General features: G+C 68.3%; 16 protein-coding genes. 7 read left to right on the plus strand and 9 right to left on the minus strand.

Going from position 1 to position 19,160, the window contains the following annotated elements; all coding sequences use genetic code 11:
- Positions 1-2: 2 nt before the first annotated feature.
- Positions 3-1,211 carry an FAD-dependent monooxygenase gene (locus tag ACWEOI_RS09765; protein ID WP_452359391.1) on the minus strand — a complete coding sequence of 403 codons (1,209 nt, stop codon included), beginning with the start codon at positions 1,209-1,211 and terminating at the stop codon, positions 3-5.
- 93 nt (positions 1,212-1,304) lie between these two features.
- Here ACWEOI_RS09765 and ACWEOI_RS09770 point away from each other — a divergent pair, with 93 nt between their 5' ends.
- Together ACWEOI_RS09770 and ACWEOI_RS09775 are read left to right on the plus strand one after the other, a co-directional pair.
- Positions 1,305-2,069 (plus strand): TetR family transcriptional regulator, encoded by a 765-nt coding sequence (locus ACWEOI_RS09770; protein ID WP_452359392.1) that lies wholly within the window; start codon positions 1,305-1,307, stop codon positions 2,067-2,069.
- Positions 2,070-2,513: 444 nt separating this feature from the next.
- The gene (locus ACWEOI_RS09775; RefSeq protein WP_433668380.1) at positions 2,514-4,106 is read left to right on the plus strand and encodes a glycosyltransferase family 39 protein; all 1,593 of its coding nucleotides are present in this window, start codon (positions 2,514-2,516) and stop codon (positions 4,104-4,106) included.
- A 30-nt stretch (positions 4,107-4,136) separates the two neighbouring features.
- Here ACWEOI_RS09775 and rsmA read toward each other — a convergent pair whose 3' ends face one another.
- Positions 4,137-5,018, minus strand: a complete 882-nt coding sequence (gene rsmA, locus ACWEOI_RS09780) for a 16S rRNA (adenine(1518)-N(6)/adenine(1519)-N(6))-dimethyltransferase RsmA (protein ID WP_452359393.1) — start codon at positions 5,016-5,018, stop codon at positions 4,137-4,139.
- A 48-nt stretch (positions 5,019-5,066) separates the two neighbouring features.
- A complete protein-coding gene (locus tag ACWEOI_RS09785; protein WP_452359394.1) occupies positions 5,067-5,573 on the minus strand; it encodes a hypothetical protein in 507 nt (168 codons plus the stop codon).
- A 211-nt stretch (positions 5,574-5,784) separates the two neighbouring features.
- On the opposite strand from ACWEOI_RS09785, the gene ACWEOI_RS09790 reads away from it, so the two are divergent.
- Positions 5,785-7,293, plus strand: a complete 1,509-nt coding sequence (locus ACWEOI_RS09790) for an alpha/beta fold hydrolase (protein WP_452359395.1) — start codon at positions 5,785-5,787, stop codon at positions 7,291-7,293.
- Between the two features lie 24 nt (positions 7,294-7,317).
- Here ACWEOI_RS09790 and ACWEOI_RS09795 read toward each other — a convergent pair whose 3' ends face one another.
- Entirely contained in the window at positions 7,318-8,475 is a 1,158-nt protein-coding gene (locus tag ACWEOI_RS09795) for an alpha/beta fold hydrolase (protein ID WP_452359396.1), read from the minus strand.
- Between the two features lie 161 nt (positions 8,476-8,636).
- Here ACWEOI_RS09795 and ACWEOI_RS09800 point away from each other — a divergent pair, with 161 nt between their 5' ends.
- From ACWEOI_RS09800 to ACWEOI_RS09810, 3 genes are all read left to right on the plus strand, one after another.
- Positions 8,637-9,404, plus strand: coding sequence for an SDR family oxidoreductase (locus ACWEOI_RS09800; protein WP_433668388.1), 768 nt, complete (start codon positions 8,637-8,639; stop codon positions 9,402-9,404).
- 88 nt (positions 9,405-9,492) lie between these two features.
- Positions 9,493-10,833 carry a serine hydrolase domain-containing protein gene (locus tag ACWEOI_RS09805; protein ID WP_452359397.1) on the plus strand — a complete coding sequence of 447 codons (1,341 nt, stop codon included), beginning with the start codon at positions 9,493-9,495 and terminating at the stop codon, positions 10,831-10,833.
- Positions 10,812-12,428: an FAD-dependent monooxygenase gene (locus ACWEOI_RS09810; RefSeq protein WP_452359398.1), complete on the plus strand. Its 1,617-nt coding sequence runs from the start codon at positions 10,812-10,814 to the stop codon at positions 12,426-12,428. The genes ACWEOI_RS09805 and ACWEOI_RS09810 overlap by 22 nt, the downstream gene beginning before the upstream one ends.
- A gap of 133 nt (positions 12,429-12,561) precedes the next feature.
- On the opposite strand, the gene ACWEOI_RS09815 is transcribed toward ACWEOI_RS09810, so the two are convergent.
- On the minus strand, positions 12,562-13,689 hold the full coding sequence (locus ACWEOI_RS09815) for a transglycosylase family protein (protein WP_452359399.1): 1,128 nt from the start codon (positions 13,687-13,689) through the stop codon (positions 12,562-12,564).
- Between the two features lie 229 nt (positions 13,690-13,918).
- The gene (locus ACWEOI_RS09820) at positions 13,919-14,746 is read right to left on the minus strand and encodes a YchF/TatD family DNA exonuclease (protein ID WP_433668394.1); all 828 of its coding nucleotides are present in this window, start codon (positions 14,744-14,746) and stop codon (positions 13,919-13,921) included.
- 54 nt (positions 14,747-14,800) lie between these two features.
- Between ACWEOI_RS09820 and metG the strand changes: the two genes are divergently transcribed.
- Entirely contained in the window at positions 14,801-16,357 is a 1,557-nt protein-coding gene (gene metG, locus ACWEOI_RS09825; RefSeq protein WP_452359400.1) for a methionine--tRNA ligase, read from the plus strand.
- A gap of 216 nt (positions 16,358-16,573) precedes the next feature.
- Here metG and ACWEOI_RS09830 read toward each other — a convergent pair whose 3' ends face one another.
- The 3 genes from ACWEOI_RS09830 to ACWEOI_RS09840 are packed head-to-tail and all read right to left on the minus strand — an operon-like array spanning position 16,574 to position 19,009.
- Positions 16,574-17,395 carry an MmyB family transcriptional regulator gene (locus ACWEOI_RS09830; RefSeq protein ID WP_433668396.1) on the minus strand — a complete coding sequence of 274 codons (822 nt, stop codon included), beginning with the start codon at positions 17,393-17,395 and terminating at the stop codon, positions 16,574-16,576.
- Positions 17,396-17,417: 22 nt separating this feature from the next.
- Positions 17,418-18,215 (minus strand): MmyB family transcriptional regulator, encoded by a 798-nt coding sequence (locus ACWEOI_RS09835; RefSeq protein WP_452359401.1) that lies wholly within the window; start codon positions 18,213-18,215, stop codon positions 17,418-17,420.
- A complete protein-coding gene (locus tag ACWEOI_RS09840; RefSeq protein ID WP_452359402.1) occupies positions 18,212-19,009 on the minus strand; it encodes an MmyB family transcriptional regulator in 798 nt (265 codons plus the stop codon). Before ACWEOI_RS09840 ends, ACWEOI_RS09835 begins: the two co-directional genes overlap by 4 nt.
- Between the last annotated feature and the right edge of the window lie 151 nt (positions 19,010-19,160).

Here is a 19,160-nt window from a genome sequence, read left to right on the forward strand (position 1 = left end):
TTTCACCTGGCGGTATCGGCTGCCGACTCGTAGTCGGGGAGCCGGTCGGTGGCCTTCGGGGACATGATGCGCTCCATGCCGGACATCGACTCCAGCAGCGGCAGGCGAGTGACGGTGTTGCGCACGGCCATCCCCAGCCGGGTCTTCGGCACCATCAGCCGGAGGTTGGGTCCGACCTGTTGTTTGCGGGTGATCAGCGGGCGGTGCGACCGCTCGTACCGGTCGAAGGCGATTCGGTGGTCACCGCCGGCGGCCGCCAGCTCTCCGGCGAGCCGGTAGGCCCCGATCAGGGCGATCTCCGCGCCCGCCCCCGAGACCGGGGAGGCGCAGTAGGCCGCGTCGCCGACGAGGACGACCCGGCCGCTGGACCACGACTCCATACGGACCTGGCCGAGCGCGTCGATGTAGGCGTCGGGGTCGGCGAGGACGCCGGCGAGCAATCCCGATACGTGCCAGTCGTTCTCGTCGCCGAACTCGGCGGACAGCAGGGCGCGGGCGGCCTGCTGATCGCGCAGGTCGATGTCGCGCCGGGGGCTGCGGAACATGAAGTAGGCCTTGGCCTGCGGGTGGTTGCCCGATCGGTAGACGCCGGTCATGCGGCCGGGGGTGTTGAACATGGTGACCCACCGGTCGGGGCCCAGATCCGCGTCGGCATTGCCGAAGGCGAAGTAGTGGTCCATGAAGCGCACGTGGTCCGATTCCGGCCCGAAGGCCAGTTTGCGGACCGTGGAGTGCAGGCCGTCGGCGCCGACCACCAGGTCGAAGCGGCGGGCGGGTCCGTTCGCGAAGGTGACGGTCACGCCGTCGTTGTCCTGATCCAGCGCGGTGATGGCGTCATCGAAGCGGTATTCGACTGCGCCGGCGGTGATGTCGTGCAGAATCCGCACCAGATCGCCGCGCATGATCTCCACCTCGGCGCTGCCGTTCTCGGTCTTGATGCCCTCGATGTCGACGCGGGAGATCTCGCGGCCGTCGGCGCGGACGAACCGCATGCCGGCCACGTCGGCCGCCGCCGCGCGCACCCGCGGCATGACGCCCATCTTCTCGACGACCTCGATCGCCTGGTCTCGAATGTCCACGCCCTGGCCGCCGGTCCGCAGCCGCGGCGCCCGCTCGACCACGGTCGGCCGGAACCCGTGGCGGGCGAGCCAATACGCCAGGGCCTGACCCGCGATCCCGGCGCCGGAAATCAGAATTCGCTCGTTCGACATGATAACCATCCCTATCTCAAAAATACTGACCGACGGTCAGTCTCGACTGTAAGCCACTGACCGTTGGTCAGTCAACGGGTAGGGTGCTGGGACATGACCGACGACTCACGGGCCCGAATCCTGCGCACCGCGCTCGCGCTGTTCGTCGAACGCGGGTACCACGCGGTATCGGTGCGGGAGATCGCCGAGCAGGTCGGCCTCACGAAAACCGCCGTGCTCTACCACTTCCCCAGCAAGAGCGACATCGTCGCCGCCCTGGTCGAGCCCCTTCTGGCCGAGACCGAAGCCCTGCTCGAATCGGTCCAGAGCCTCCCGGACTCGGCCGAGCGGCAGTGGGCCGTGACGGAAGGACTCATCGACACCTGGCTGCGGCACGCGCGGGTACTGCGGATGCAGCTGCACGACGAGGCGCTGTCCGCCGACAACGCGACCTACGCGCGGCTGCGTGACATCGCGCTGGCCGCTCAGGAGGTGATCGCCGGACCGGATGCCGACTTCGCCGAGCGGGTGCGGGCCACGCAGGTGTACGCCGCGCTCAGCGACCCGGTGGTCATCTTCGCCGACCATCCCGAGCCGGAGCTGCGCGCGGCGATTCTCGAGGGCGCGCAACAACTCCTGAACACGCCACCACCCCGGCGGACCGCCACCCCCGCCCGAGCGCCCGAGACGCCCCGCCGCCGTCCGGCCCGGGGCCGTCCCGGCGCGATGACCTCGGCGATGATGGCCGCCGCCCAGCGCATGCGGGATTCGGGCGACCACACCGTCGACGAGATCGCCGCCGAGCTGGGCGTATCCCGCGCGACCGTCTACCGGTATCTCGCAATACCCACCGGCGACGGCTCCGAGACAGCATCGTGAGACATTTTTGAGACACACTCGCGGTTCCGTGCGACGAGATCGCGACGGCCGCAGGCACACCCGAATGGCACATGTGTGACTTGTCGCATTTGAGACAAATCCACACAGGATGAGCGCGGTCACTTTCGCCCGATCGGTGGGCGCGCACCGGTGGCGGGAATCCGCGAGAGCGCTCGTTCGGCACCGGCGTTTACGGTGTTCAGCGGCCGTTCACAGGGGTAGCTGGAGGGGTGCTGAAGACCGTCCGACAGGGCGGGCCGAGACTCCGTGAGGAGGGGGCGAACCCGGGCGCCGGGAGGCGGATTGCTGCGGAGGGGGCGGCAAGCCCCTGAAAGTTCGGGGCGACTGCACGGGGGGTTTGCGGATATTCTGCTGCGTGATCGACGCCCGGCCTTGCCGACTTTCGGTTTCGCCGGGCGTTTTTGTGTTCCCTGGGAGGGCATAGTGTCAACCACCGATGTGGCGCCGGAGCTGGTCGCCGTCGAGCCGGTCGCCGATCGGCGGGTGCATCCGTTCGCGTGGAAGGGCGTCCTGGCGGTCTCGCTGGGGTTCGCCGCCGTGCTCGGCCTCCCCGCGGCTCGGATCAACTACTTCGGCGACGAGCTGTACTTCTTGGCGGCCGGGCGACGGCTCGCCTGGGCCTACCCGGATCAGGGTCCGCTGGCGCCGTTCGTGGCGCACGTGATGGATCTGATCGCCCCGGGTTCGGTGCTGGCGCTGCGCATTCCGGCGCTGCTGCTGATGGCCGCCGCGGCGGTCGTCGCGGCCGCCACCGCCCGGGAGCTGGGTGCGAGCGCGCGGTATCAGGTGCTGGCCGCGACGGCCTACGCGGTGTCACCGCTGGCCTTCAACCAGATGCAGCTGATCACGCTGACCTTCGACATTCCCTTGCAGGCGGCCATCATCTGGCTGCTCATCCGCTGGGTGCGCACGCGGCAGGACTACCTGCTGATCGTCGCGGGCGTGGCGGCGGCGCTGGCGTTCCAGGCGAAGTGGATGATGCCCGGCGTGTGGGCGCTGCTCGGCCTGGGCGTGCTGATCGCGGGCCCGCGCGAACTGCTGCGCCGCCCGGCGCTGTACGTCGGCACCGCGATCCTGACGCTGTCGATGGTCCCCGGCATCGTGTGGCAGGTGCAGCACGGCTGGGTGGAATCGCAGATGACCGAGATCATCGCCCAGGAGCAGTACGCCGCCAATACCGGTCCGCTGATCTGCGCGATCGAGATCGCCGTCCAGTGCGGTCTGCTCGGCGGCCTGCTGAGCATCTTCGGCCTGTGGGGCCTCACCCGGCTGGAGGCGTTGCGTCCCTACCGTTTCGCGCTGATCGCGGGCCTGGGCCTGCTGATCATCGTCCTGGTCGAGAACGGTCGCTCCTACTACGTGGCGGGCTTCTGGCCCGCCCTGGTCGGCGCGGGCGCGTTCGCGTTGAGCACGGTCGAGGCGCGCAAGCAGATCGGCAAGTGGGTCAATGCCGTGGCGGTGCTGTCGGCGGTCATGTTCACGGCGTGGATGGCCTCGATCCCGGTCCCCTACAGCTGGGAGTGGGCGCGCGACTTCACCGGCATCGACAAGCCGATCACCGACCAGGCCCAGTACTGGCAGCGTGAATCGCTCACCGGCCCGGCCGGATACGAGACCTTCACCAAGGCGGTCGCCGACGCGGTGGCCGGACTGCCGGAAGCCGAGCGCGGCAACACCGCCGTGGTCGCCGCTGCTTACGTGCAGGCCAGCGCGCTGGAGGAATTCGGCCGCGACTATAACATGCCGCCGGTGTTCAGCCCGAACCGCGGCTTCGGCTACTTCGGCCCGCCGTCGGACTCCTACCGCACCATCGTCTACCTGTCGGTGGACGGCGTGGGCGACAAGGACTTCCTGGCCCAGTTCAACTCCACCACCGAGGTCACCAAGATCAACGACCCGAACGGCCTGCCCGGCCTGGAGCGCCTGATGACCGTCTACGTGTGCCGCGAACCCAAGCACCCGTGGGCCGACGTGTGGCCGGGCCTGCAGACCCTCACCTTCCCCAGCGGAATCTGAGAGTCCCCGGACTCGGCCGGCTGCGGGGAGTCAGCCTTGTTGAGCCAGACGAACGAAAGCGGCGGTATCGAGCGTCTCACCGCGCGCGGTGGGCGCGATACCGGCCGCGGTGAGACGGTTCTCGGCCTCCGCGGCCGAGCCCGCCCAGCCCGCGAGGGCCGCGCGCAGGGTCTTGCGGCGCTGCGCGAACGCCGCGTCGACCACGGCGAACACCCGCTGCCGGAAGGCGTCGTCCTGCGGCCAGGGCACGTTGTCGAACCGGTCGATGCGGACCAGCCCGGATTCCACCTGCGGCACCGGCCAGAAGATCTGGCGGCCAACGGTTCCGGCGCGCCGCACGGTGCCGTAGAAGCCCGCCTTCACGCTGGGCACGCCGTAGATGCGCCCGCCCGGCGTGGCCGCCAGCCGATCCGCGACCTCGAGCTGCACCATGACCAGCGTGGTCCGGATGCTCGGGAATTCGGCCAGCAGGTGCAGCAGCACCGGCACCGCGACGTTGTAGGGCAGGTTGGCGACCAGCGCGGTCGGCTCGGCGGGCAGGTCGGCGTGTGTGACCTTCATGGCGTCCATGGGCACGACGGTGAGCCGGTCCGCGAGTTCGGGAGCGCGCGCCCCGACGGTCTGCGGCAGATGCGTGGCCAGGGTCGGATCGATCTCGACGGCGATGACGCGATCCACCACGTCGAGCAGGGCGAGGGTCAGCGATCCGAGACCGGGCCCGACTTCGAGCACGGTGTCCCCGCGTGTCACTCCCGCGGTGGCGACGATGCGGCGCATCGTATTGGCATCGTGGACGAAATTCTGCCCCAACTGCTTGGTCGGGCGGACCCCGAATCGCTCGGCGAGCTCACGCACTTCGGCGGGGCCCAGCAGGGCGGCTTTTCCACGACCGGCGACTTCGGGTTCGGACATTCTGGAAAACCTATCAAGCTGGGCGGATCACTCGCGCCGACACCCCGGTCAGGACACCGTCGGGGCGGCGAAGACGCGGTCGGTGAAGGCGTCCATGGCCGCCCACATCTGCGGATTCAGCTCGGTGTGGCCGCCGGTCCCGACCACCGTCGAGAAGTCGACCCCATTGGCGGCGAACTGGGCCGCCAGCGCGGCGTGCAGCGGCGAGGGCACGGTGATCGGCAGCGCCTTCTCCACATCGGAGGCCGGGCCCATACCGGTGGTGCCGTGATCCCAGGCCATGATCGGCCAGCCGCCCGCGGGCGGTGTTCCGGCGGGCACGAACAGCGCGCCGCTGGCCCGTACGGGTTCGCCGTTCGATCGGGTGGTCCAGTATTCGAGCGAGGAACCGCCCCACAGCTGATGCCAGCCGTCGGGGTGGGCGGTCGCGGCGATGAGAGTCCCTGCGGCCGTGCTGCTTTCGGCGAGCGCCGGACTGCCGGGCAGAATCGGGGCGCTCAGCATCCCGCCGAGGGTCAGGGTCGCGACGGCCAGGGTTCGAACGAGCGCACGCATGATTCCTCCGGCGAGGGGACGACGAGCTGGATCGGAGCGGTCTCGAGCGGGATCGGCGCAGTCTATCGATCGGGTTCGCCGAAAATTCGCCGCAGCGTCCGCACGGCGTGGCGGACACGCGCGTCGGGCCAAAAACCCCACGTCTCAGGCTTTTTCGCCACACGTCCGGGTAGCGTCGCCACCCGGCAACCACGACCTTGGAGGAGAGTGCATGCCCGCTCGGCGGATTCGACGGTTCGTTCTGGGCGCGACGCTGGTGACGGCGGCCGCCACCCTGCCCGCGGGCCCGGTGCACGCGGAAGCGCCCGTCGCGCCGGATCGCTTCACGCATCAGACGGTGAACTGGCAGGCCTGCAATGACAAGATCCTGGACAAGGCGGGCGCGCAGTGCGCGGGCGTGGTCGTTCCGCTCGACTACGCCGATCCCGGCGGCCGCACCCTGACCCTGGGCATCTCCCGGGTCCAGGCCACCGATCCGGAGCGCCGCCGCGGCATCCTGCTGACCAACCCGGGTGGTCCGGGCGGCCAGGGCCTGCGCATGCCCGCGAACTATCTGACGAACCTGTCCGACGACGTGCGCGCGCAGTACGACATCATCGGCATGGACCCGCGGGGCATCGGCCGTTCCGACAAGGTCAACTGCACGATTCCGATTCCCACCATTCTGTTCTCGGCGGGCTTCGACGTCCTCGGCTTCGCCCGCGACGCCACGGTGGCCGCGGGCATGGCGAGCGCCTGCGTGGCCACCGACCCGGGCAAGATCCGCCACATCACCACCCGCAACACCGCCCGCGACATGGATGTCATCCGGAGCGTGCTGGGCGAGCAGAAGATCAACTTCTTCGGCGCCTCCTACGGCACCTACCTGGGCGCGGTGTACACCCAGCTGTTCGGCGACCGCGTCGACCGCATGGTCCTCGACTCCCCCATCGACCCGGACCGCTACTACATCGGCCTCTATCAGGACATGGGCGCGATCAACGAGTGGGCGCTCGACGACTGGGCCACCTGGGCCGCCCGCCACGACGACGTCTACCACTTCGGCACCACCCCCGCGGCGGTGCGCGGCTGGGTCGAGGACCTGATCCGCCGGTCCGCGGGCCACGAGATCTACGGCAGCGGCTTCCTCGTCGACGAGCACACCATCCCGATGATTCTGGTTGCGCTGCTGCCCAATCCGCAGTTCAACCCGAACCTCGCCGAGATCCTCACCATGGTGGCCAGCGGCGTCGCGGGCGGCCCGATCGACATGGACGCCCTGCAGGCCAAGATCTTCTCGGTGGTGCCGCTGGACGCCGCCGCCATGGCCGCCATCATGTGCGGCGACAAGGCCGCGCCCCGCGATCCCGCCTGGTACTACAACAATGTCGAGGCCGCCCGGGCGTCGCAGCCGGTGTTCGGCGCGTTCGCCAACAACATCACCGCGTGCGCCTTCTGGCCGGACCCGGTGGAGCAGCCCACCGAGATCGGCAACGACACCCCGGTGCTGATGCTGGCCAATGTCCACGACACCCGCACCGCGTACGCCGAGGGCCTCGCGCTGCACGCGAAGCTCCCGAAGTCACGGCTGATCACCTTGGCGGACACCAGAATTCACGCGTCGTTCCGCGACGGTCTGAGCCCGTGCGTGAACGACGCCGTGAACACCTACCTGGCCACCGGCGTCCGCCCGGACGCCGACATCACCTGCGCGCCGGACTACAACTGGTTCCCGAAATAGCCGGTCCGGGCCGGACCTCCCGGGTCAGGACAGGGTGGGGGTGGACAGGATGCGATCGGTGAAGGCGCCGATCGCATCCCACATGGCCGGGTTCAGCTGGGTGTGGGTGCCGGTGCCGACCACCGTGGAGAAGTCGACGCCGTTGGCGGCGAACTGGGCGGCCAGCGCGGCGTGCAGCGGGGAGGGCACGGTGGTGTCGGTCGCGTTGACCAGCAACAGGATCGGCGCGTCGTAGCCGTTGACCGGCACGGTCATGTACTGGTTCATGGCCGCCTGGAACGCGGGATCGTTCAGCGGCCGCGACAGCATGTCGCCGATGCCCATGCCCTCGACCTTCTTCATGATGTCGACGAAGCACAGGCTCTGCGACTCGTCGAGCGCCTGACGGCCGCGCTCGGTGAGGAAGCTGTCGACGTTCGCCTCCGGGTGCGTGGCGCGCAGACCGGCCAGCATGCTGACCACGAAACCGTTGACCGCGGTTCCGGCCTGACCCGGGATCTCCGGCACCCATGGGCCGACGAACGGGGTGATCTTCTCCAGATCCGATTCCGGGTCGACGGTGATGGTGCCGCGGAAGTCGAGATCCGGTGCGGTGGCGGCCTGCAGGTGCGCGGTGCCCAGCGCCGCCTGGCCGCCCTGCGAGAAGCCGGTGACCGCCCAGCTGCGCGACAGCGAGGGGTTCAGTGCGCGTGCGGCTTTCAGCAGGTCGATGGTCGAGCCGGCCTCGGTGCCGATCTCGAGGTACGGGTGCGGGCCGGTGTCGAAGCGGCCCAGGCCGAGGTAGTCGGGGGCGACCACGGCGAAGCCCTTGTTCACCAGGTACTGCAGGAACTTGTCCTCGGTGGGCCGGGTGAGGTGGGTGGTATCGGTCTGACCGCCGCAGCCCGGTCCCATGCCGGAGGTGCCGTGGTCGTAGGCCATGATCGGCCAGCCGCCCTCGGGCGCGGGGCCGGGCGGAACGAACAGCGCGCCACTGGCTTTCACCGGTTCGCCGTTGGAGCGGGTGGTCCAGTAGTCGATGATGGTGCCGTTGGACAGGCCCCGGAAGCCGTCGGGGAGCGCGCTGGTGGCGAAGGCGGTGCCGGGATCGGCGTGGGCGGGGCCGCCCGGGATCACCAGCAGGGCACCGGCTGCCGCGAGAGCCGCCGTGCAGGCACGAGTACGCCAACCAACCGAACGCATGAATCCTCCATCAGGTCCCGACCCGAATTGCCCAACGCATACGGCGAAGGAGTTTATCTACTGGACTGTCGTTCAAATATGTGAACACTCTGGCAAATAGCGGGACAGTATCCGACGCACAACCCATTGACGCGCTTTGAAACTTGTTCTAATTTCTCGCCATGTCGAGCAGATACGAAGGTCGTCGAGTCATTGTCACCGGAGCGGGATCGGGCATCGGTCAGGGCGTGGCCCTGCGCCTGCTCGCCGAGGGAGCCCAGCTGGTCGCCGCGGATGTGAACGAGGCCGGACTGGCCGCCACCGTCGACGCCGCCCCCGCCGCGCAGCGCGAACGCCTGCGCACCCTCACCATCGACATCGCGGACCAGGAGTCGGTCCGCGCGGTCACCGCCGAGGCCCTCGAATTCCTCGGCGGCCTGGACGTTCTGGTCAACGCCGCGGGCATCCTGCGCGCCGCGCACACCCACGAGATGCCGCTCGAGGACTGGAACAAGGTCATCTCGGTCAACCTGACCGGCACCTTCCTGATGATCCAGTCCGCGCTGCCCGCGCTCATCGAATCCGGCCGCGGCGTGATCGTGAACTTCTCCTCCACCTCGGCGTTCGGGTCCAACCCGTACATGGCGGCGTACTCCGCGTCGAAGGCGGGCGTGAACGCGCTGACCCACTCCATCGCGCTCGAATACGTGAAGAAGGGCCTGCGCGCGGTCAATATCGTGCCCGGCGGCATCAGCACCGGCATCACCTCCGGTCTGGCGCTGCCCGCCGACGCGGACTGGTCGCTCATGGCGCGGCTGCCCGGCTGGATCGAGGGCGGCGCGCTGGGCAAGCCGGAGGACATCGCGGGCGTGGTCGCCATGGCGGCCTCCGACGACGGCCGCTACATGACCGGCACCGAGCTGCGGGTCGACGGCGGCGCGCTGATGTAGCGGACCCGATTTCGATCAGGACCAGTCGGTACGGAGTTAGGCTGGCAGGCACTTCCTAGCCACGAACATCGGACCCGGACGGAGCGTCATGGGAAACCGGCGGAGTTTCGGAGTGCTTGTCGCCACCATCGGGTTGACCGCGGCGGTGGGATGCGAGTCCTCGAAGGACTCGGGTGGATCGAAGGAATCCACCACCGGGTCCCCGGACTCGAACGGATCCAAGGAACCGGCGTACGCCGCGAAGCTGCGCCCCCTCATCACGAAATCGATGAAGGACAACGTCATTCCGGGCGCGGTCGTCATGATCACCTCGCCCGAGGAAGGGAGCTGGAAGGCCGCCTTCGGGACCGGGACCATCGGCGAGGACGACCCCATCCGGGTGGACGACCATTTCCGGATCGGCAGCAATACCAAGACCATGACCGTCACGGTCCTCATGCAGCTCGCCCAGGAGGGCAAGCTCTCCCTCGACGATCCGGTCGACAAGCACTGGCCGGGCGTGCCCAACGGCGACAAGATCACCCTCGCTCAGCTCGCCGAAATGCGCAGCGGCCTCTACAACTACACCTTCGACCGCGACCTGAGCGTCGAGGTCGACAAGGACCCGCAGAAGGTGTGGACCCCCGAGGAGCTGCTGGCCATCGCCTTCGCGCACCCGGTCCGATTCCCGCCGGGCGAGAAGTTCGATTACTCCAACACCAACACCATCCTGCTCGGGCTGATCATCGAGAAGGTCGCGAAGATGCCGCTGGCGGATGCCCTGCGCCAGCGCATCTTCGAGCCGCTCGGGCTGAAGAACACCTCGTTCCCGGCGGTGAGCGACTCCTCGATCCCGGATCCGCACCCGCAGGGCTACACCTTCGGCACCATGGTCTCCACCATCGACACCTACGCCCTGTCCCCGGACCAGCGGGCGGCGGCGCTGGCGGGCACCCTGCAACCGAACGATTCGACCACCTCGAGCCCCTCCTGGGCCTGGGCCGCCGGGGCCGCGATCTCGACGGTGGAGGACATGACCACCTTCACCAAGGCCCTCGTCGAGGGCAAGCTGCTCGACGCCGAGTTCCAGAAGATGCGGATGGACAGCGTCCAGCCGATCAACCCGGACATTCCCACACTGGCGGGATACGGCCTGGGCCTGGTGCGATTCGGTGAACACCAATTCGGGCACGACGGCCAGCTGCCGGGCTTCATGAGTTACATGGCGTCGGACCCGGAGTCCGGGCTCACCATCGTGGTCGCCACCAACCTGGCGGCGGTACCCAGCGGCGACGGATCGGCCCTGGTGCTGGTGAAGGCCATGCTGCCGACCTTCTACGGCCCCAACGCCCTGTCCGGACCCGATCCGGCACAACGTGACAGCGCTACGAACACCACCGCACCCGCCTCGCCGACCGAGTCGACGCCGTGGACGACGACACCGCGGTAATCATCGCCGGCGCCGGACCCGTCGGGCTGACCGCGGCCATCGAACTGCGTCGCCGGGGCGTGCCGTGCCGGATCGTCGACCCGCTGCTCGAACCACCGCAGTACGCGAAGGCCGTCGGCATCCAGCCGCGCGCGCTGGAGGTGTTCGAGCAGATGGGCGTGGTGCGGGAAATCCTCGACGCCGCAATACCGTTGCGCGGGCAACTCGCCTACATGAACGGCGAACCGGACGGGCGGATGGAGCTGACGCTGCCGCCGGACGTGCCGTACGGCTTCGTCGGGCTGCCGCAGTACGAGACCGAGCGGATCCTGCGGGACCGGCTGACCGGACTCGGCGGCGTCATCGAACGCGGCACGCGGGTAACGGCTTTCGAGCAGGACGCCGACGGGGTCACGGTCACGCTGGAGAACGGGACCGGCGCCACGACCACGCGGGCGGGGTATCTCGTCGGCTGCGACGGCGCGCACAGCGCGGTCCGCAAGGCGCTGGGATTGTCGTTCGAAGGGGCCGCGTTCGCCGAGCAGTACATGCTCGGCGATGTGGAACTCGGCTGGAACATGCCGCGCGGCTACAACATTCGCGCCGGCCACCGCACCGACGGCGTCATCGACGACGTGCTGGTCTGCATCCCGCTGCCCGGCCTGCACCGGTACCGCATCTCCATGCTGCTGCCCGACGGCCACTCGGGCGAGCAGACCGGCGACGGCGTCGAGCACGGCTTCACCACCGGGTGGACGCCCGAGATCGACGACCTGCAAGCGGTCGTCGACCGGCTGGCCCCCGAACCGGCGCTGGTCTCGCATCTGCGCTGGTCCTCGGTCTTCCGGATCAGTCACCGGATCGTCGACTCCTACGGCCACGGCAGGGTTTTCGTGGCCGGCGACGCCGCCCACATCCACCCGCCCACCGGGGCGCAGGGCATGAACACCGGCATCCAGGACGCCCACAACCTGGCCTGGAAACTGGCGCTGGCGGTCCACGGCGACGCCTCCCCCGCGCTGCTCGGCTCCTACGACGCCGAACGCCGACCGGTCGGTGAGGAGGTGGTCGGCCGCACGGTCCGCAGCGCCCGCGAAGGCATCGGCGCGGACTCCACCGACCCCGACTACGTGCTGCGCCGCGAAGCCCAGCTGCTCATCGACTACGCGGGCAGCCCGATCGTGGCGGCCTCCCCCGCCGACGAGCCCGCCCCGCGCGCCGGGGCCCGCGCCCCCGACGCCCGCGGCCTCACCCGCGCCGCCGTCGCCTTCGACCTCCGGCTGTTCGCCCTGCTCGACGGCACCCGGCACACCCTGCTGCTGTACGCGGACGACACCACCACCGAATCCGACCTGCGCGCACTGGAAGAGCTGGCCACCACCGCGATAGCCGCCACCCGCTGCCACCTGAACGTGTACCTGATCGCCACCCCGGCCGCGGTGGCGGACGCGACCACCCTCCCGCTGATCCGCGACACCGCAGGTGAATTCGCGCGCGTCTACCGGGCGGCGCGCCGCTCGGCCTTCGTCATCCGGCCCGACGGGTACCTCGGCTACGCCCGGCGCCCGGCCGACACCGCGGACCTGATGAGCTGTCTCGAATCCACTTTCCGCTGACCACACGGAAGAAATCTCCGGTAACACCCTGATTCGCGGGACCGACATCCCCGGTGAGAGTCCACTGTCCGCACGCGCGGGACAGCAGTTCGACCCGATCGATGTGGCTGTCCGGACCGATGAGGGGTCCGGACTAGCTGATTCCCAGCCGCGAGGTACACGCGGGCCACGCACCCCAGCCCTGACGGGCGCGGGTCACCTCGGCGATGGCGATCTGCTCCTCACGCGTGGCCATATCGGCGCGGGGCGCGTAGCGGGTGCCGCCCTGCCGTTCCCAGGTGCTCTGGTCGAACTGGATGCCACCGAAATAACCGTTGCCGGTATTGATCGCCCAGTTGCCGCCGGACTCACAGCTGGCCAGGGCATCCCAGGTGCGGCCGTCCTTGACATCCGGGACCTCGGTGCCGGGCTTGGCGCCGCGGCGCACGGTCTTGGGCTGCGCGGGGACGATCACGGTGGACTTGATCGGATCCTTGCCCGCCTCTTGGCCGTTCACGATGGAGACCGCGAAAGTCACGTCCTGCGTGCCCGGTACGCCCGCGTTCTCGACGATCGTGCGGCTCATATTGAGCGACTGATCCTCGATGGTGTTCTCCGGCGGATCCAGCGGCACCCGCTCGGTGCGGTTCTGCACGATCTTGCGGGTGACGGTGATCTTCATGCCCTCGGTGAGCGGGGTGTCGGCGGCCGGGACCACGAAATCCTGGTTCACCAGCGGGCGGCCCTGCACCTGCAGCAGTTCCCCGACGGTCGGCGCGGCCAGCCGGACCAGGGCGGGGGCGAAACCGTTGTCGCTCAGCTCGACCGTGCGCGGGTTGGTGATCAGCAGCTGCGCGCCCACCAGCGGCAGCGGCGTCGGGCGCGCGGGCGAGGTGAAGACGTCGCCGGGCAGATTCAGCTTCACCACGGCCTCGGCCACGGTGAGCGCGGTGGTCCACGCCTTGGACGGGGTGCCGTCCACGATCAGCGAGACCTCGCGGGCGCGGTTCAGCGTGATGGTGGAACCGTCGCTGATGCGCGCACCCGCCGACGGGGACACGTCGTCGCGGCCGGAGATGCCGTAGCCGGCGTCCGCCAGCGCGCCGCGCACGTCGCCGCGCATGGTGGACACGACGAAATCCTTGCCGTCGACGACGAAGGTCACCTGCTTCTTGCTCATGATGGCGACACCCGCGCCGACGATGAGCGTGACGAGCATCGCCGCGATCGCCCCGTACAACATCGGGGAACGCGACGAGTTGATCTTCGCCAAAGCGTGCATCGGAAATCCCGGCATGGTCACAATACGATAACGAGGGGGTCGGTGAATCACAACCACTCGCGGTGGTACTGCGGAAACGAGGGTCACGACCCGATATCGAACCGCAGGTGAATCACGATCGCGGCAGATTTTAGTGAGCCGAGCCACACCGATTCAACTCGTACCGATGGCAACGCGGGAGCCGTGCGCAGACGAAAAAAGGTGCGGCGGCCGCGTTTCCGCGGCCCCCTCAGATCCCGTAGACGCGGCGCGCGTTCGCCGTGGTGATCTTGGCCAGCTGCACCGGATCCTGTTCGCGCAGCTCCGCCAGCGCGCGCAGCGTGTACGGCAGCATGTAGGACTCGTTCGGCGCGCCCCGGAACGGGTGCGGCGTCAGGAACGGCGCGTCGGTTTCCACCAGAATCAGTTCGTCCGGAACCAGTTTCGCGGCCTCACGCAATTCGTGCGCGTTCTTGAAACTGACCGTGCCCGAGAAACTCAGCACGAAGCCCTGTTCCACGCACGCCATCGCCATGTTCGCGTCCGAGGAGAAGCAGTGGAAGATCACCTCGTCGGGCGCGCCCTCGTCGATCAGCACGGCCAGCAGGTCGTGATCGGCCTCGCGGTTGTGGATCATGAGCGGCTTGCCCAGCCGTTTGGCCAGGTCGATGTGCCAGCGGAAGCCCTCGACCTGCTCCTCGATGTCGGCGCAGCCCTCCAGCTTGCCCGGCCAGTAGTAGTCCAGGCCGGTCTCGCCGACCGCGACCACGCGCGGATCGGCGGCCAGCCGCTCCAGCTCGGCCTTGGCGGCGTCGTCGAGGTGGTTGGCCCGGGTCGGGTGCAGCGCGACGGCGGCGTACACGCGGTCGTCCCAGTTGGCGGCGCGCACCGCGAAGCGGGCGGCCTCCAGATCGTCGGCGACCGTGACCAGTTCTCGCACGCCCACCGCACGGGCCCGGTCCACCAGCGCCGCAACCGATTCCGGATCGGTGGCCCCGCAGGCGTCGATGTGGGTGTGCGCGTCGATCAGCGGCGACAGCGGCTCCGGCGGTTCGGGCGCAGGTCGGCGGCTACTCATGGACGGGGATATTCACGCGAGCGACGAAGGACACGCAGATAGAGTAGACACACCATGAGCGCATCCGATCGCCCCGCCTTTTACGTCACCACGGCCATCGCGTACCCGAACGGCGCACCGCACATCGGGCACGCCTACGAGTACATCTCCTCCGATGCCCTGGCCCGCTTCAAACGGCTGGACGGCTTCGATGTGTTCTACATGACCGGCACCGACGAGCACGGCCAGAAGGTGCAGCAGGCCGCCAAGGCCGCGGGTCTCTCGGAGCAGGAGTACGCCTCACGCAACTCCGACGTCTTCGAGAACATGGACAAGGCGCTCGACATCTCCTTCGACCGCTTCATCCGCACCACCGACGAGGACCACCTCGCCGCGTCGGTCGCGATCTGGGAGCAGATGGTCGCCGCGGGCGACATCTACCTCGACACCTACGCCGGCTGGTACTCGGTGCGCGACGAGGCGTTCTACACCGAGGAGGAGACCACCGTCCTCGAGGACGGCACCCGCATCTCCACCGACACCAAGACCCCGGTGGAGTGGACCGAGGAGTCGAACTACTTCTTCCGCCTGTCCAAGTACCAGGACAAGCTGCTCGAACTGTACGAGACGCAGCCGGAGTTCATCGCGCCCGCGACGCGGCGCAACGAGATCGTCTCGTACGTGAAGGCCGGCCTGAAGGATCTGTCGATCTCGCGCACCACCTTCGACTGGGGCGTTCCGGTGCCCGGGCATCCCGATCACGTCATGTACGTGTGGGTGGACGCGCTCACCAACTACCTCACCGGCGCGGGCTACCCCGACACCTCCTCGGCCTCGTTCCAGAAGTACTGGCCCGCGGATCTGCACATCATCGGCAAGGACATCTCGCGGTTCCACACCGTGTACTGGCCCGCGTTCCTGATGAGCGCCGGAATCGCGCTGCCGAAGCGGGTTTTCGTGCACGGCTTCGTCAACTACAAGGGCGAGAAGATGTCCAAGTCGGTCGGCAATGTGGTCGACCCGATGGAGCTGGTCGACACCTTCGGCCTGGACGCCCTCCGTTTCTTCCTGCTGCGGGAGATCTCCTACGGCCAGGACGGCTCCTACAGCGAAGAGGCGATCATCGGCCGGATCAACTCCGACCTGGCCAACGAGTACGGCAACCTGGCCCAGCGCTGCCTGAAGATGGTCGGCCGCGACTTCGCCGGTGTGGTCCCCACCCCCGGTGAGTTCACCGAGGACGACAAGGCCCTGCTGGACCGCGCGAACGGCCTGCTCGAGAAGGTCCGCGCCGAATTCGACCAGCAGCAGATCCATCTCGGCCTGGAACAGCTGTGGCTCACCCTCGGCGAGACCAACCGCTACTTCTCCGCCCAGGCCCCCTGGACCCTGGCCAAGGCCGGCACCCCCGAGGACACCGCCCGCGAAGGCACCATCCTCTACGTGACCATGGAAGTCCTGCGCATCGTCTCGATCCTGGTCCAGCCGGTGATCCCCGCTTCGGCGGGCAAGATCCTCGACCTGCTGGCCGCCCCCGAGCGCACCTTCGCCGACGTCTCCACCCCGCTGGTCCCGGGCACGGCTCTCCCCGAGCCGGAAGTCGTCTTCCCGAAGCATGTGACGCCCAAGTAATACGAGATCCGGTGCCGCCCGCCCCCCTTCGGCGGGCGGTCACCGAGTCGTCACACCCGTATCCACCACGGGTGGAGATTCCCCTCCGAACTCCACCAGCACCGGAACGGGAATGCCGCGCACAAACGCGAAACTGCCCGATCCGAAGCACGGGCTCGGACCGGGCAGCAGCAGTTTGATCTCGCCGAACAAGCATCCAACCCGTGGCTTGCAGGGTCAACCCGGGGAGGTCGCACGAATTGGGGCACTCACGCTCGGCGTCGGGTCGGCCCGCGGCGTGAGCATGAACAACTGGTACGGGCAGTTGTCGGGATGCCAGGCGTTGTAGGAGCGCATGGTCAGCGCCATCTGCCCGCCGGTCTCCGGGTCCCGGACCAGAACCAGTGAATCGTTGAACTGCTCCTCACTGAGGTCGGTGGTCCAGAATCGCTCGAATTCCGGATTCACCCGGCAGGTTTCCAGAATCTGCGCCAGCCGCTCCGGAGCGACGGTCCCCGGCGCGTTCACCCGCAGGATGAACAGCAGCCGATGCACGATCAGCTCCCAGTTGATCAGCACCTCCCGCGCGATCGGCTCGGTCATCATCTGCTCGATGACATTCGCGGGCCGCTCCGCATCCGCGTGCGTGGGAAGCAGCCACGGAAACGCCTCCCGCGCGGCCTGATTCGCCGCCAGGATCTCGTACTCGGGCGTCCGGTGATAGAACGCCGGAAACGGCAGCGCCTCCAAATGCTCGATGTCCTCGGCCCGCAACGCCGGCGGCCACACCCCCGCCTCCACCGCGGACGCCATCGGCAGCGCCAGCGACGCCATCTTGCGCAACAGCCACGCGGGCGCGTTCATGGCCCGCGACCAGTCCGCCAACCGCTCCGGAGACATGGGGCGTTCGCCGTTCTCCAGCTTGCGATAGAGCGACAAGCTGACGAACATGCGTCGCGCCACCTCGTCCTGGGTCAATCCCAGATGCTCGCGCCGGTAGCGCATGAACATGCCGAGCATGGGCTGCTCGGGCGCGGGCCGACTCTCACCGGACACCATCGGTACACCTCCTCGGGGCGGGTCAGTCGATCGCGAAAGGGTCGACGGTGGGCGTGCCGGGCATGCGCGGCGTGAGCATGAACAGCTGGTAGGAGCAGTCCTGAGGGAGCGAAGGGTTGTACGAGCGCATGGTCAGGGACATGATCTCGCCGGATGCGGGATGACGGACCTGCACCAGGGAGTCGTTGAACAACCACTCCTCCATCGGGGTGTTCCACATGCGCTCGAACTCCGGGTTCACGCCGCAGGTTTCGATGATCTGCGCGAGCCGCTCCGGGGCGATGATGCCGGGCGAGAGGACGCGGAGTCCGAACACCAGCCGATGCACGATGGTGTCCCAGTTGACCAGCAGTTCCCGCATCTCCGGGACGGTCAGCATCTGCTCGATGACGTTCACCGGACGCTCCGCGTCGGTGCCCGCGGGCGCCAGCCACGGAAACGCCGCTGTCGCAGCCTCGTTGGCGGCGAGCACCTCGTATTCCGGGAAGCGGTGGAAGTACGCGGGAAACTGGAGGCCGTGCAGGTGGTCGAGGTCCTCCTGGCGTAGTTCGGGCGGCCAGGCCCCGCGGGCGATCGTCATGATCTTCGGAACGGCCAGGGTGACCATCTTGTCGAGCATCCACATCGGCGCTTCGGCGGCGACGCACCAGTCCTCGAGCCGCTCCGGGGTCAGCGCGCGCTCGCCGCTCTCCAGCTTCCGGTAGAGGGAGAGCGAGACGTACATGCGCCGGGCGATCTCCTCCTGGGTGATGCCCAGGGTCTCGCGCCGGTAGCGCAGGTACATCGCGAGCAGCGACGGTTCGGGTTCGGCGTTCGTCATGCGAGCGCGAACGGGTCGACGGTGGCGGTGCCGGGGGTTCGCGGCGTGAGGACGAACAGCTGGTAGGAGCAGTCCTGGGGGTGATAGGCGTTGTAGGCGCGCATGGTGAAGTGTCGGAGCTCGCCGGCTTCCGGATCGCGGACCAGCATGAGCGAATCGGTGTAGACGTCCTCGTCCATGGGCGTGTTCCACATGCGCTCGAATTCCGGATTCGCGCGGCAGGTCCGGATGATCTGCGTGAGCCGTTCGGGAGCGACGACGCCGGGTGCGAGAACTCGGAGGGTGAACAGCAACCGGTGGGCCACGGTGTCCCAGTTGACCAGGGACTCGCGCGCTTCGGACACGGTCATCATCTGTTCGATGACGTTCACCGGCCGCTCGGAGCCCTCGGGTGCGGGGGCCAGCCAGGGGAACGCGGCTGTCGCCGCCGAATTGGCCGCCAGCACCTCGTATTCGGGGAACCGGTGATAGAAGGCCGGATACGGCAGTGCCTGGAGATGATCGAGGTCTTCCCGACGCAGCACGGGCGGCCACACTCCCCGCGCCACCGTCACGATCTTCGGCATCGTCAGCGAGACCATCTTCTCGAGCATCCAGCTCGGCGCGTCCATGACGGCACACCAGTCCGAGAGCCGCTCGGCGGTGAGCACACGTTCCCCGCTCTCGAGCTTCCGGTACAGCGAGAGGCTGACGAACATGCGCTTGGCGGTTTCCTCCTGGGTGATGCCGAGCGTCTCGCGCCGGTACCGCATGTAGATCCCGAGCAAGGGTTGTTCGGGGATCGAGTCGAACACTCCTAGCACCTGTCGTCCACCCTTCCGGAAATCTTCCGCCAGCCTACGGTCCGGTGCAGGTCACAGTGACGCGGGACCCTGTTGAGAGGACAACGGAAGGGGACTGATGGCATGCGATGTCAATACCGGGGTGGGGTGGGTTCGGCAGGGG

It is taken from the genome of Nocardia sp. NPDC004340, from assembly GCF_053602575.1.